This is a genomic window from Photorhabdus akhurstii (genome assembly GCF_018448925.1).
In the GTDB taxonomy this organism is placed as follows: domain Bacteria; phylum Pseudomonadota; class Gammaproteobacteria; order Enterobacterales; family Enterobacteriaceae; genus Photorhabdus; species Photorhabdus akhurstii.
In genome coordinates, this window is record NZ_RCWE01000017.1 from 41,589 (window position 1) to 58,606 (window position 17,018).

Sequence of the window (17,018 nt, forward strand, 5' to 3'; positions counted from 1 at the left end):
TTTTATTTCTTGGGGGCAAGAAGTAAGAAAGAAATATTGGTAATGGTTGTCAGAAATGACAGTTTTCAAATTTCTAACAGATTCGTTGAGGTAGTAAATGAAAGATAGCATTACTCAAGCAGGAAGTGCTTTTAAAGCTGAACTCCTCTCTCAAACATCAGAAAATATAACCAACGTAAATAACATTTTGCCACCGACTCAGAATGTAAAGAATATTCCCCAGACGTTTACATTCAGTGAATCATTTTGGTGTGAACGTCTTGCTGCTTTGCAACCCCTCCAATTACCTTTTGAAACCGCCGGAGAACAAGCGGAACCCAGTTGGGTAATCAGTGACTGGCAGCCCCCGTTGCCAAAAAATGGTGAAGAAGAGCCACTACGAACGTTGTTGCAGGCATTCGTTATCTATCTTGCGCGTCTGACTCAACAGACGACATTCCAAATTGGTTGGTGCGTGGATGGAGTAAACGATAAGTCGGCAGATTTGGCGCCGGTGGCGCCAATGGTCGTTGAGATGGAGTTTGATAAGCCCTGGCATGTGGCAGCGAACGGGTTGGATGGTGAGTTGGCCCGGTTGAGCCGGTACCACACATTTAGTCGAGATCTCCTCGCGCGCGCTCCTTCATTGTGGGCTATTCCGGCGTTGACAACTCATTGTCCGTGGCGGATAGCCGTTTCTGTCATAGCGGAAGATAGGCCGTGTGATCAGGCGCCACAGGGCGAATTACTGACGCTGCAAATCAATGCGCAGGGCGGTTTTCGTTGGATCTACGATGAAAATCGCCTGAGTACGGAAGTGGTTCTGCGCATGGGTGAACATTTACAGGTGCTGGCAGCGTCACAAAGACAGGGAGAGGAAATCCCTATCTGGCAGCTTAATTTGTTATCTGAAGCTGAGCGTACCTTGCTACTGGAAACCTGGAACGCCACGGAGACCCCTTATCCTGATCCATTATGTATTCATCAATTATTTGAGCAACAGGCAGAACAAGCCCCGCACGCCACGGCGTTGGAATATCAAGAACAGACCCTCAATTATGCGGAATTGAATACCCGTGCTAACCGATTGGCTCATCAACTGATTGCGCTGGGCGTCACACCGGACCGGCGGGTAGCGATTTGTGTGGAGCGCTCCCCGATGATGGTGGTGGCATTGCTGGCAGTGCTGAAAGCCGGTGGGGCTTATGTGCCGCTGGATTCGACTTATCCGCGGGAACGTCTGGCATATATCCTGAGTGACAGTGCGCCGTCAGTGGTGCTGGTTGATGAAGCTGGCCGGGCGGCGCTGGGCGAACAGGCGCTGGTAGGCATGACGATACTAGACCCGAATATCCAACTTAACCAGCCTGACAGCAACCCGCAGATCCCGGCGTTGACGCCACAGCATCTGGCCTATGTGATTTACACCTCCGGCTCTACTGGGCAGCCGAAAGGGGTGATGGTGGAACATCAGGCAATTTACCAACGTTATCTGGGTTTTAATGACACCTATGCCGTCACCGCGCAAGACCGGCTATTGCAGTTTGCCGCGTTTGCGTTTGATGTTTCAGTGGAAGATTTCTTTTCGTCATTATGCAACGGGGCCACACTGGTTATCCGGGATGATAGCTGGCTGGCTTCGATACCAGAATTTATTGCCTTAACCCGACAATATCGTATTACGATGATGTCACTGCCGACGCTATTCTGGTCTGAGCTGGCGGCCAGAGATAGTGGATTACCGCTACCAGATTGTCTCCGGCTCATCATCATTGGAGGGGAGGCGGTGAAAAAGAGCGCCATTCAGGCGTGGTTTAGACAGACGGGCCACCGGCCCCGGCTATTGAATGGTTATGGCCCGACGGAAAACACCGTGACGGTGACCTATAAGGACGTGCTATCCCCGGAAGATGCCCGTTCTATCGGCCGACCGGCTAAAAATGCCCGTATCTACCTGTTGGGCAAATATGGCGAACTGGTACCCGTAGGTTGCGTGGGCGAGATGTACATTGGCGGCGTGGGTGTGGCTCGGGGTTATCTCAACCGGCCAGCGTTGAGCGTGGAACGTTTTATGCTGGATACTTTTAGTCCGGTATCCGGCGAACGGATGTATCGTTCTGGGGATTTGGCCCGCTATCTGCCGGATGGTGACTTAGAATTTCTGGGCCGTAACGATGAGCAGGTTAAAATTCGCGGTTTTCGAATTGAACTGGGGGAAATTGAAACCCGGCTAACGGAACATCCGGCGGTACAAGAGGCGGTGGTGTTGGCACTGGATGGCGATCAGGGCAAACGGCTGGTGGCCTATGTGGAGGCGGAAGCAAATGAGAGATTAGCGGCTGATTTGCGTGAATACCTGAGTGCCATTTTACCTGACTATATGGTACCGGCGGCTTTTGTGCGTCTGGATACCTTCCCGCAAACTCCGAGTGGCAAGTTAGATCGCCGGGCGTTGCCAGCGCCAGGGGAAGACGATTTTGCCCGTCAGATTTATGAAGCTCCACAAGGGAAGGCTGAAATCACTCTAGCGGCCATTTGGCGTGAATTATTGGGCATTGAACAAATCAGTCGGCATGACAGTTTCTTTGCGTTGGGTGGTCATTCCCTACTCGGCGTGCAGATGATTGAGCATTTGCGTCACTTGGGTTTGACGCTGACGGCGCGTGATCTGTTCCAGTCGCCGGTGCTGTCAGCATTGGCTCAAACGTTGGGACAGCATCAGGCTGTGATAGTGCCGCCTAACGTCATCACGCCAGCCACCACGGCTCTAACGCCGGAGATGTTGCCGCTGATTGATTTGATTCAGACTGACATTGACCGCATCGTCGAGCAGGTACCGGGGGGAATGACGAATATTCAGGATATCTATGCGTTGTCGCCGTTACAGGACGGTATCCTGTTCCACCACCTGTTGGAACAGGAAGGCGACCCCTATTTGGTGCTCTATCCGGTGGCTTTTGCTAACCGCTCTTTGCTGGATCGTTATCTGACGGCAGTACAACAGGCGATTGATCGCCATGATATCTTGCGGACGGCTTTTATCTGGCAAGGATTGTCAGTCCCGGCGCAGGTGGTCTTGCGTCGGGCGCGGTTGCCTGTGACGGAACTGACCCTAGATCCGGCTGACGGCCCAGTCATTGACCAGTTAACCCGGCGTTTTGATCCCGCGCAGTATCGTCTTGACTTGCGTCAGGCGCCGCTACTGCATTTTGTTATCGCCCAAGAAACCGATGGCCGTTGGTTCTTACTGGAATTACAACATCACTTGATCGGTGACCATGAAACGATGGAAGTGATGCACCGTGAAGTGCGGGCCTATTTTACCGGACAGGGGGAGCATCTGCCAGCGCCGGTGCCGTTCCGTAATCTGGTGGCCGAGGCCCGGTTGGGAGTGAGTCAGGCAGCGCATACCCATTTCTTCACCGATATGTTGGCGGCAGTGGATGAGCCAACGTTGCCGTTTGGGCTGACAGGTGTGCATCGTGATGGATCTCAGAAGACGGAATCTCACTGGATATTAGCTCCTGAGTTAAATGGCCGTTTGCGCAGTCAGGCTCGGAGTTTGGGCGTCAGTCTGGCGGCGTTGTGTCATCTGGCCTGGGCGCAAGTGTTATCGCGTACCAGCGGACAGGAAAAAGTGGTGTTTGGTACCGTCCTGTTTGGACGCATGGCCGTGGGGGAAGGAATGGGATTGTTCATCAATACCCTGCCGTTGAGGCTGGATATGGATGAGACCCCGGTACGGGACAGTGTGCGGGAGGCGCATCTGCGGCTGGCTGAATTGTTGGAACATGAGCATGCTCCGTTGGCGCTGGCTCAACGATGCAGTGGGGTTGACAGAGGTACGCCGCTCTTTAGCGCCCTGTTGAACTATCGCCATAATGAGCAGCCCGATCCTTTGGATGAAACAATGGCCGGGATTGAATTCTTGGGCGAACAGGAGCGAACTAACTATCCGTTTGTGCTGTCGGTAGAGGATGGCGGTTCTACTCTGGGGCTGACGGCTCAGGTCGTGCAACCGTTTGATCCGGAAAGCCTATGCGGTTATATGCAACAGTCACTGGAGAGTTTGGCGGCAGCGCTGGAGCAAACCCCGGACATGCCCGTTCGGGTATTGGATATCCTGCCGGAAGCGGAGCGTACCTTGTTGTTAGAAACTTGGAACGCCACGGAAACCGTCTATCCTGAACAGTTATGTATCCAGCAGTTGTTTGAACAACAGGTAGAAAAAACTCCAACGGCGACAGCGCTGATAGCTGGAGATAAAACTCTGAGCTATACAGAACTGAATACCCGTGCTAACCGGCTAGCTCGTCAGTTAATCGAACAAGGGATTTGTCCCGGTGATCATATTGCGCTTTTGCTAGAGCGATCGATAGAACTGGTGGTAGCTCAATTGGCTATTCTTAAAGCCGGTGCCGTTTACGTGCCGGTTGATCCCAGTGTGCCGGATGATCGGAAGAATTGGCTGATAAATGACTGTTCAGCTAAGTTGCTGATTACTGATGAACAATCTGAGATTCCTGTCGGCCTTTTGGTTCCGCTGTTTCGTCTCTCGAATAAGACAGACACGAGCAAAGAGGAAGATTGCCTCAACCCTGATTTACCGCATTCCAGTGCCGATTTAGCGTATATCATGTACACCTCCGGTTCTACCGGTACCCCAAAAGGGGTATTGGTACCTCATCGTGCGGTGGCACGGTTGGTTATCAATAATGGTTATGCCGAAATCGGTCAGGATGATCGGGTTGCTTTTACAGCTAATCCTGCTTTCGATGCCAGCACATTTGAAGTCTGGGCGCCGTTACTCAATGGCGGAGCATTAGTGGTTATTGACCGCTCCACGTTATTAACACCACAGGAGTTAGTGCGGGTTTTACAGGCCCGCCAGATCACGGTTCTGTGGCTGACTATCGGGTTGTTTAACCGGCTGGCGGCAGAGTTATCTCCGGTTCTGCCGCAGATTAAGATCCTGATTTTCGGGGGAGACATACCCGATTTACATGTGATTGCTCAGGTTCTGGATAATCGTCCGCCACAACAATTATTGCAGGCTTATGGTCCGAGTGAGGGAACCACTTTTACCACCATGTATCCTATTGCGGCATTAGCGCAGGGAGTGACTCGCATTCCCATTGGTCGGCCGATAGCCAATACACGTATTTATCTGCTGGATGCTTATGGTCAGCCGGTACCGTCAGGTGCGATTGGTGAGATTTATGTAGGGGGAGATGGAGTGGCCTGCGGTTATCTTAATCGCCCTGACCAAACTGCTGAACGTTTCCTGACAGATCCATTTAGTGATCAACCGGATGCGCGTATGTATCGGACCGGGGATTTGGCCCGTTATCTGCCGGATGGCAATCTGGAATTTCTGGGCCGTAATGACCAACAGGTTAAAATCCGCGGCTTCCGTATTGAACCGGGGGAAATTGAGAATCGTCTAGTGGAGCATCCGGCGGTGCGAGAGGCGGCGGTGTTGGCGTTAGGCGATGGGCCGGAAAAACGGCTGGTGGCCTATGTGGCGGCGGAAGCCCATGAGGGGCTGGCGATGAGTTTACGTGATCACCTGAGCGCCATTTTACCGGATTACATGGTGCCGACAGCCTTTGTGCGTCTGGATGGGTTTCCACTGACTCCGAACGGTAAACTGGATCGCCGAGCGCTCCCAGCACCGGACAATGAAGCTTTGGCCCGTCAGGTTTATGCTGCGCCGCAAGGCGAAACGGAAATGGTTCTGGCGACGATTTGGCGTGAATTACTGGGAATTGAACAGGTCAGTCGGTATGACAGTTTCTTCGCACTGGGCGGTCACTCGTTGCTCGCTGTGCGGATGGTTGAACGTTTGCGTCACTTGGGGTTGACGCTGGCAGTGCGCGACCTGTTCCAATCGCCAGTGTTGTTTGAATTAGCACAAACACTGGGGCAGCAACCGGTTATGGCGGTGCCGCCGAATGTGATTACGCCAGCGACGACGAAAATTACCCCAGAAATGTTGCCGCTGATTGATCTGACTCAGGCTGAGATTGACCGTATCGTCGGGCAGGTGCCGGGCGGGATGACTAATATTCAGGATATCTATGCCTTGTCGCCGTTGCAGGACGGTATTTTGTTCCACCATTTATTGGCAAACGAAGGCGATCCCTATCTGGTGGTCAGCCAGATGGCCTTTGCTAATCGCTCTCTGCTAGACCGTTATTTGGCGGCGGTGCAACAGGTGATTGATCGTCACGATATTCTGCGTACCGCCTTTATCTGGCAAGAGTTGTCAGTACCGGCTCAGGTAGTCTGGCGTCAGGCATCCTTGTCGGTGACTGAGCTGGCGCTGAACCCGGCTGATGGCCCGATTTGTGATCAACTGGTTCAACGTTTTAACCCCCGTCATTATCGTCTCGATTTGAGTCAGGCCCCGCTGTTGTGTTTTGTGGCGGCACAGGAGACCGATGGCCGCTGGTTGTTACTGGAATTGCAGCACCACCTGATTGGCGACCATACCGCAATGAAAGTGATGAACCGTGAAGTGCAGGCGTACCTTGCCGGACAAGGGAATAGCCTGCCTGACCCGGTACCGTTCCGCAATCTGGTGGCGCAGGCCCGGTTAGGAGGGTATCAGGAAGCGTATACCCGTTTCTTTACCGAGATGCTAGCGGAGGTGGATGAGCCAACGCTGCCGTTCGGGCTGACGGATGTGCATCGTGATGGATCTCAGGAGATAGCGTCCCATCGGCTGTTGACGGCCAGCTTGAATGATCGTCTGCGTAGTCAGGCTCGGCGTTTGGGCGTCAGTCTGGCGGCGTTGTGTCATTTGGCTTGGGCGCGGGTATTGTCGTGTACCAGTGGTCAGGAGAAAGTGGTGTTTGGCACCGTGCTGTTTGGGCGCATGGCGGCGGGAGAAGGGGCAGACAATGGCATGGGGTTATTTATTAATACCCTGCCGCTACGGCTGGACATCGATGATACGTCGGTACGAGACAGCGTACAGGTAGTACATACCCGGCTGGCGGGATTGTTGGAACATGAACATGCTTCACTGGCGCTGGCTCAACGATGCAGTGGGGTTGCCAGCGGTACGCCGCTCTTTAGTGCCCTGATGAACTACCGCCATAATGATCAGGCGGCTTCCTTGGATAAAATGATGGAGGGGGTTGAATTCCTGGGCGAACAGGAGAGCACTAACTACCCCTTTGGGATGTCGGTGGAGGACGATGGAGCTACATTGGGGTTGATCGCTCATGTGGTGCAACCGTTTGATCCGGGAAGTCTATGCAATTATATGCAGCAGGCGCTGGAGAGTTTGGCAGAGGCCCTTGAGCAGGCTCCAGAGACACCAGTACGGGTACTGAATATCCTGCCGGAAACTGAACGCACATTATTACTGGAAACTTGGAACGCTACGGAGACCCCATATCCAGAGGCGTTATGCATTCATCAGTTGTTTGAACAACAGGTGGAGAAAACCCCGGAGGCCACGGCACTGGTGTATCAAGAGCAGACGCTAAGTTATGCCGAATTAAATGCCTGCGCCAACCGGTTGGCCCATCAACTGATTGCATGTGGCGTAACACTGGAGCAACCGGTGGCGATTTGCGTGGCCCGCTCACCGGCGATGGTGGTGGCGTTGTTGGCGGTGTTGAAAGCCGGTGGAGCTTACGTGCCGCTGGATTCAACCTACCCGGAGGAGCGTCTGACCTATATCCTGCATGACACGGCCCCATCAGTGGTCTTGGCTGATGCGATCGGACAGGCCGCACTGGGTGGCGAGGCATTGGCTGGGCTGACTGTACTTGACCCGAATATCCAGCCTGATCAACCGGACAGCAATCCATTAGTGACGGCATTGACGCCACAGCATCTGGCCTATGTGATTTACACCTCCGGTTCAACCGGGCAGCCGAAAGGGGTGATGGTAGAACATCAGGCGGTGTATCAACGTTATCTGGGGGTTAATGAACCCTATGCCATCACCGCGCAAGACCGGGTATTGCAATTTGCCGCGTTTGCGTTTGATGTTTCAGTGGAAGAGTGTTTCTCGTCATTATGCAACGGCGCCACGCTAGTGATTCGCGATGATAGCTGGCTGGCTTCAATGGCGGAATTTATTGCTTTAGCCCGGCAAAACCATATCACTGTGATGTTTCTGCCGACCTTATTCTGGTCTGAACTGGCGGCCAGAGACAACGAATTACCGTTGCCGGAGTGTCTCCGGCTGATCATCATTGGCAGTGAGGCGGTCAAAAAGAACGCTATTCAGGATTGGTTTAGGCAGCAAGGCCACCGACCTCGGCTACTGAACGCTTATGGTCCGACGGAAAATACCGTGACGGCGACCTGTAAAGAAATCTTATCCCCGGCAGATGATCGTTCTATCGGTCGACCGATTAGAAATACTCGTGTCTATCTGTTGGATAAATACAGCCAACCTGTGCCATTGGGCTGCGTGGGCGAAATGTATATTGGGGGCGTAGGTGTGGCACGGGGTTATCTGAACCGGCTGACATTGAGCGAAGAACGTTTTATGCCAGATTCCTTTAGTCCGGTGTCCAATGCGCGAATGTATCGCACCGGAGATTTAGCGCGTTATCTGCCGGACGGTGAGTTGGAATTCTTCGGTCGTAACGACCAACAGGTTAAAATTCGCGGCTTCCGGGTTGAACTGGGGGAAATTGAAACTCGGCTGGTGGAACATCCGGCGGTACAGGAAGCGGTGGTGCTGGCGCTGGATGATGAGCTGGGCAAACGGCTGGTTGCTTATGTAGCGGCACAAGCGCATGAGAAATTGACGGCTGATTTACGCGAACACCTGTGCGCAGTTTTACCTGACTATATGATACCGGCGGCCTTTGTGCGACTGGATAGCTTCCCGCAAACGCCGAATGGCAAGCTGGATCGCCGGGCGTTGCCGGCACCGGGGGAGGCGGCGTTTGCCCGTCAAGTTTATGAAGCCCCGCAAGGGAAGGTAGAAACGATGTTGGCGGCTGTTTGGTGTGAGTTACTGGGCGTTGAACAGATTAGCCGACATGACAGCTTCTTTGCATTGGGCGGCCACTCCTTACTCGCCGTGCGTATGATTGAACGATTGCGGCGTGTCGGTCTGGGTGTATCAGTACAAATGCTATTTCAGCATCCAACACTCCGTGTTCTGGCACAGTCTCTGGTTCAGCATGATGAAATCCGGGTACCTGACAACGGTATTACATCGGATACAACGGTGCTGACACCTGAAATGTTGCCGCTGATTGATTTAACTCAGGCTGATATTGACCGCATCGTCGGACAGGTACCGGGTGGGATGGCGAATATTCAGGATATCTATGCGCTGTCGCCATTGCAGGATGGTATTTTGTTCCACCATCTGTTGGAGAATGAAGGTGATACGTATCTGTTAGTCAGCCAGATGGTCTTTGCTGACCGGGCGCTATTGGATCGTTATCTGGCGGCGATTCAACAGACCATTGATCGGCACGATATCTTACGTACCGCCTTTATCTGGCAAGGATTGTCAATGCCGGCGCAGGTGGTCTGGCGTCAGGCCCCATTGTCAGTGACTGAATTGACGCTAAACCCGGCTGACGGTCCGGTCAGTGACCAGTTAACTCGGCGTTTTGATCCCGCTCACTATCGTCTTGATCTGAGCCAAGCCCCGTTACTGCGTTTTGTTATCGCTCAAGAAACGGATGGTCGTTGGTTGTTACTGGAATTGCATCATCACTTGATCGGTGACCATGAAACGATGGAAGTGATGCACCGTGAAGTGCAGGCGTATCTGACGGGGCAAGAGGAGCGCTTGCCGACGCCGGTTCCTTTCCGCAATCTGGTGGCGCAGGCCCGGTTGGGCGTCAGTCAGGAAGAACACACCCGCTTCTTTACCGAGATGTTGGCGGAGGTGGATGAATCGACATTACCGTTCGGGCTGACGGAGGTGCATCGTGATGGTTCGCAGGTGACGGAATCCCACCGGATGTTGGTTCCTGAGCTAAATGACCGTTTGCGTAGTCAGGCCAGGCGTTTGGGTGTCAGTCTGGCGGCGCTGTGTCATCTGGCTTGGGCGCAGGTGTTGTCCTGTACCAGTGGTCAGCAGAGTGTCGTATTTGGTACGGTGCTGTTTGGGCGTATGCAGGCGGGGGAGGGTGCTGACAATGGCATGGGGTTGTTTATCAATACCTTACCGTTGCGGCTGGATATCGATGAGACCCCAGTACGGGATAGCGTACAGGCCGCCCATACCCGACTCGCCGGCTTATTGGCGCATGAGCATGCTTCACTGGCGCTGGCTCAACGTTGCAGTGGGGTTGCCAGCGGTACGCCGCTCTTTAGCGCACTGTTGAACTATCGGCACAATGCTTTGTCGGCAACGTCAGATGAACTGATCAGCGGTATTGAATTTCTTGATGCACAGGAGCGAACCAACTACCCATTTGTACTGTCGGTGGAGGACTTTGGCGAATCTCTGGGGCTGACGGCTCAGGTAGTGCAACCGTTTGATCCGGAAAGCCTGTGCGGTTATATGCAGCAGGCGCTGGAGAGTCTGGTGGAAGCTTTGGAGCAAGCGCCGGAGACACCGATACGCGCCTTGAACATCCTGCCTGAAACAGAACGCACACTGTTGCTGGAAACCTGGAACGCTACGGAAACCGCCTATCCTGATGCGTTATGTATTCATCAATTGTTTGAGCAGCAGGTAGAGAAGACCCCGGAGGCGACGGCGCTGATAGCGGGAGATAAAACCTTAAGCTATACGGAACTGAATACATGCGCTAACCGATTGGCTCATCAGCTAATCGAACAGGGAATTCGTCCGAATGACCATGTTGCGATCCTGTTAGAGCGCTCAATGGAGCTGGTGGTGGCCCAATTGGCGATTCTTAAAGCCGGTGCTGTTTACGTGCCGGTTGATCCCAGTATGCCGGATGAACGGAAAAATTGGCTGATAAGTGATTGTTCCGCTCGGTTGCTGCTTACCGATACACGGACTGATATTCCGGCTAACTTGACTGTTCCGCTATTGCGTCTCTCGGATGAGAAAAGTGCGAACAGAGAACAAGATCGTATCAACCCTGATTTGCCGCGTTCCAGCACCGAGTTAGCGTATATCATGTATACCTCCGGTTCGACCGGCACGCCCAAAGGGGTTTTAGTGCAGCATCGTGCTATGGTTCGGTTGGTCATTAATAATGGCTATGCCAACATCGGGCCGGAGGATAGGGTTGCCTTTACGGCCAATCCGGCTTTTGATGCCAGCACGTTTGAAGTTTGGGCGCCGTTGCTTAACGGTGGTGCTTTAGTGGTTATCGACCGCGCCACCTTATTGACGCCACAGGAGTTAGTGCTGACTTTACAAGAGCGCCGCATCACGGTTCTATGGCTAACTATCGGGTTGTTTAACCGGTTGGCGGCAGAGTTATCTCCCATTCTTCCGCAAATTAAGATCCTGATTTTTGGCGGAGATATCCCCGATTTACAGGTGATTGCTCAGGTTCTGGATAATCGTCCGCCACAACGACTCTTGCAAGCCTATGGTCCGAGTGAAGGGACCACTTTTACCACCATGTATCCTATCGAGGCGTTACCGCAGGGAGCGAGCCGGATACCTATTGGTCGGCCAATAGCGAACACGCGGGTTTATGTGCTGGATGCGTATGGTCATCCGGTACCGCCGGGTGTGATCGGTGAAATTTATGTCGGTGGCGATGGGGTCGCTCAAGGTTATTTGAATTGCCCTGAGTTAACCGCCGAACGTTTCCTGATCGATCCATTCAGTGATGAACCTGATGCTCGTATGTACCGAACTGGAGATTTGGCCCGTTACCTACCGGACGGTAATCTGGAATTCCTGGGTCGTAATGACCAGCAGGTGAAAATCCGAGGGTTCCGCATTGAACCGGGAGAGATTGAGGCGCGTCTGGTGGAGCATCCGGCGGTGCGTGAGGCGGCGGTATCGGCGCTAGGGGATGGGCCGGATAAACGGCTGGTGGCCTATGTGGCGGCGCCCGCGGATGACGGGCTGGTGAATAGTTTGCGTGATTACCTGAGCAAAATTTTGCCTGACTATATGGTGCCGTCAGCTTTTGTACGTCTGGATACGTTTCCATTGACGCCGAACGGTAAGTTGGATCGTCGGGCGCTACCGGCACCGGACAGTGAAGCCGTTGCTCGTCAGGCTTACGTAGCGCCGCAAGGCGAAACGGAAATGACGCTAGCGGCGATTTGGCGTGAATTACTGGGGATTGAACAGGTTAGCCGGTATGACAGCTTCTTTGCGTTGGGCGGCCATTCACTACTCGCTGTGCGCATGATTGAACGCCTGCGTCACTTGGGGTTGACGCTGGCGGCGCGTGATCTGTTCCAGTCGCCGGTGCTGTCAGATCTGGCGCAAACGTTGGGACAGCATCAGGCCGTAATCGTGCCGGGTAACGTGATCACCCCGGCAACTACGATGCTGACACCGGCAATGTTGCCGCTAATTGATTTGACCCAAACTGACATTGATCGCATCGTCGGGCAAGTGCCGGGCGGGGTTGCCAATATTCAGGATATCTATGCCCTGTCGCCATTGCAGGACGGTATTTTGTTCCACCACCTACTGGCAAACAAAGGGGACCCCTATTTATTAACTGGTCAGATGGTTTTTACTGAGCGGACTTTGCTGGACCGTTATCTGGCGGCGGTGCAACAGGTAGTTAATAGACACGATATCTTGCGTACTGCCTTTATCTGGCAAGGATTGTCAGTGCCTGCTCAAGTGGTTTGGCATCAGGCATCCTTGTCGGTGACTGAGTTGACACTGAACCTAGCCGATGGACCGGTTAGCGGGCAATTGGCTGAGCGTTTTGATCCCCGTCACCATCGTTTAGACCTGAGCGAAGCCCCGTTATTGCGCTTTGTGATAGCCCAGGAAACCGATGGCCGTTGGATTGTGCTGCAATTACTGCATCATTTGATTGGCGACCATACCACGTTGGACGTGATGAACCGTGAAGTCCAGGCTTATCTGGACGGACAGGAGGAGAGCCTGCCAACGCCGACGCCTTTCCGCAATTTGGTGGCGCAGGCCCGGCTGGGAATGAGTCAGGAAGCGCATATTCGTTTCTTTACCGACATGTTAGCCGGGGTGGATGAGCCCACGCTGCCGTTCGGATTGACGGAGGTGCATCGTGATGGTTCGCAGGTGACGGAATCGCAGCGGATGTTGGCCCCTGAGCTGAATGACCGCTTGCGTAGTCAAGCCCGGCGTTTAGGGGTGAGTCTGGCGGCTTTATGTCATCTGGCTTGGGCGCAGGTGTTGTCGCGTACCAGCGGACAGGAACAGGTGGTGTTCGGTACCGTAATATTTGGGCGTATGGCGGTGGGGAAAGGGGTTGACAGCGGCATGGGGCTGTTTATCAATACTTTGCCGTTGCGGCTGGATATGGATGAGACGCCGGTGCGTGATAGTGTACAGGCAGTACATCGCCGACTAGCGGGGTTGTTAGAACATGAGCATGCCTCACTGGCGCTGGCCCAGCGTTGTAGCGGGGTGTTGGATGGCATGCCGCTGTTTAGCGCCTTGTTGAATTACCGGCATAACGATCAGCCTGATCCTCTGGATGGAACGATGGACGGCATTGAATTCCTTGGAGCGCAGGAGTTTACCAACTATCCGTTTGCCTTGTCGGTGGAAGATTTTGGTGACGCACTGGGGCTGACGGCTCAAGTTATCCAGCCGTTTGAGCCTGAACGGGTATGTGGCTATATGCAGCAGGCACTGGAGAGCTTGGCGGCGGTACTGGAACAGACCCCGGAAACGCCGGTACGGACATTGAACATTCTGCCTGAAACGGAGTGTACGTTACTGTTGAATACTTGGAATGCGACGGAAACCTCGTATCTGGAACCGTTATGTATTCATCAATTGTTTGAACAACAGGTAGAGCGAACCCCGGACGCGACAGCGTTAGTCTATGAGGAGCAAACTCTCAGTTATGCCGAATTAAATGCTCGTGCTAACCGGTTAGCCCATCAGCTAATTGCGCTAGGTGTAGAACCGGACCAGCGGGTGGCGATTTGCGTGGCACGTTCACCGGCGATGGTAGTGGGATTGTTGGCGGTGCTGAAAGCGGGCGCGGCTTATGTGCCGCTGGACCCGGATTATCCGGGCGAACGTCTATCACATATTTTGGCCGATGTTTCACCGGTTATTTTGCTGGCTGACGCCGTTGGGCGTACCGTGTTGGGTGAAAACGTGCTGACCGGGCTGACAGTGCTTGATCCGAATACATTGCCTGACCTGCCAGACAGCAATCCACAGATACCGGAATTGACCTCACGGCATCTGGCGTATGTGATTTACACCTCCGGTTCGACCGGTACGCCAAAGGGGGTGATGGTTGAACATAGGCAACTGGTCAGTCAAATTACTTCGTTGAACATGAAGTGGTCGCTTAACGCATCTGACCGTATATTACAATTTTGCAACCCCTCTTTTGACGTTTGTGCATCAGAAATATTTTGCGCAATAACACTGGGGGCACAATTAGTCTTAAGGACAAATCAATGGCTCCTGAGTGCGCAGGAGTTCTGGCGTCTGTGCGAGTTTTATAAAATTACCTACATTGCGATACCTGCCCAATTCTGGCGGATAATATCAAATGTTAATAAAGGCGATATCTATCAGGGCGTAAGAATTATTTGCATTGGTGGGGAAGCGATACCTGATCATGAGTTACAACGCTGGCTATTGGTTCATGGCGAATACCCTGTTCTGGTTAATTGCTACGGTCCGACAGAAGCTACGATTACTACAACGACATCCTGCCTAAACGAGGGGGTGGGGCAGGCCAATATCATTGGTCGTCCGCTGCCGAATACCCGTGTTTACTTGCTCGACGTTCAGGAGCAGCCAGTACCGTTAGGCGCGGTGGGGGAATTGTATATTGGGGGAGCGGGTGTAGCGCGGGGTTATCTCAACCGTGCTGAACTGACTGCGGAATACTTCCTGACTGATCCGTTTGACGATAATCCAAATGCACGAATGTATCGCACCGGGGATTTGGTTCGCTATCTGCCGGATGGCAATCTGGAATTCCTGGGCCGCAATGATCATCAGGTGAAAATTCGCGGTTTCCGTGTTGAACCGGGTGAAATTGAGGCCCGGTTGGTGGAACATCCTGCGGTAAGTCAATCTGTGGTGCTGACGTTGGGTAAAGGTCAGGATAAACGCTTGGTTGCTTATGTAGTGGCGCAAGCGGATGAGAGGCTGGCGAATAACTTGCGTACCCACTTGAGTGTTATTTTACCTGACTATATGGTGCCGTCAGCCTTTGTGCGTTTGGACGCTTTTCCATTGACGCCAAACGGTAAGTTGAATCGTCATGCGTTACCGGAGCCGGACAGTGAAGCGTTTGCTCGTCAGGCTTACGAGGCGCCACAAGGCGAAACGGAAACCGTATTAGCGGCGATTTGGTGTGAATTGCTAGGGATTGAGCAGGTTAGCCGGTATGACAATTTCTTCGCGTTGGGCGGCCACTCGCTGCTTGCTATGCGAATGATGAATCTTGCCGCCGGTCGGGGTTTGATTTTTACACTGAATACTTTGTTCCAATTCCCTGGGTTGTCCGAATTGGCCGCAAAAATCACCTCAGATTTATTGTCTCAACCGCAAAGCAGCGTTATATCGGTGCGACCTGATGGCGCAGGATTGCCATTGTTCTTTGTTCCCAGTGGGATGGGTGATTATTCTTATGTCTTCGGGCTGGCTCAACATATCCCGTCGGGCTATCCGATTTATGCACTGCCTTGGCCGTCCATCAGTGAAGAACCGATGTTAACGATGGAAGAGCAGGCTGCCAGAATGATCGCCTTGATGAAAGCCGTTCAACCGGCAGGCCCATACCGGATAAGCGGCTACTCGTCTGGTGGAATATTGGCTTATGCCATTGCTCAGCAGCTTTTGAGTACTGGTGAGCGAGTCAGTTTCTTGGGGTTGATTGATACGCCTGCGCCTCATTATTTTGGCAAAGAGGCCATGCAGTCCAAACATCATTTCTTTACTGAGTTGGCCCGGCAGTCAGGGGAGGCGTGCAAAGAAGAGATTGCGGCGTTATATCGGCGAATTGATGAGTTGAATTTGGTGCAGTTTATTGAAGCGGCACAAGAATTGGCGTTGTATCCCGCAAATCTGCATGCCGATGTGATCGCAAAACGTTGGCAGCAGATCGAACGTTACACCCAAATAGTGGCGGATTATGAACCGTCAGCATTAACAATAACGTTGCATCAATTCTATGCAGTAGAACCTTCCCCTACTGTTTCTTTTGTGACGGATGAAAAGCCGGAGTCCGTGAATATAGAACCGTCGTTAGGTTGGGAACGGGTAATGCCCGATACTTTACTTCAGTTGATTGCTACTCCGGGTAACCATTTTAGTTTATTGGAGGATAATGAGAATAAAATCACTTTAGCTCAGATTTTGAATAGGGCGTTGGCAATCAACTATGACGAGGAGGCTTCGTAATACTGATATATTAAGGAAGTACTCAATTATTTAGTTCTAGTGTGATAATCCGGTATGTATTTATTATACCGGATTTTTTATGCATTAAAATAGAATAAGGGAAGTTATCATTCCCATATAAGTTATTTTTTTAGGTTTCTTTGTTATTATTGTTGCTATTTTATATTGTGTGAACTCAAACGGATTTGATTGTTGATTTTATTTTATTTTGTTGATTGCCTTGGTATCGAAATTATATTTTTAATTGTGGTGTTATTGTTGGGAATATTTATTGTAATAGATAATTATGAGAAGATAATTGAAGGTGTGATCATGGTAATGTGTTTTTTGGTGGTGATATAGGCTGGTTTAATTACCCTTAATTTCATGATCTCTCTTTGGAATATATCGGGTTTATTTTAAATGCTCGTGATAATTAAAGACCTTACCTATTAGGGGTAATTGTTGCGGGCCGTTTTTATAAATGAACAGCAAATACGGACGGTGCAGAGAGCCCGGCGTATACACGTAATATGTGAAGGGTAATTCGCCTTGTTCTCTATGGCAAAGA

General features: G+C 52.2%; 1 protein-coding gene. It reads left to right on the plus strand.

The window, feature by feature from the left end:
* Positions 1-97: 97 nt before the first annotated feature.
* Positions 98-16,468, plus strand: a complete 16,371-nt coding sequence (locus tag EAE93_RS16750) for a non-ribosomal peptide synthetase (RefSeq protein WP_214040156.1) — start codon at positions 98-100, stop codon at positions 16,466-16,468.
* Positions 16,469-17,018 lie beyond the last annotated feature (550 nt).

What these genes read in the sequence shown, in the direction of transcription:
- EAE93_RS16750 (WP_214040156.1), top strand. Translation starts at nt 98, where the DNA reads ATGAAAGATAGCATTACTCAAGCAGGAAGTGCTTTTAAAGCTGAACTC.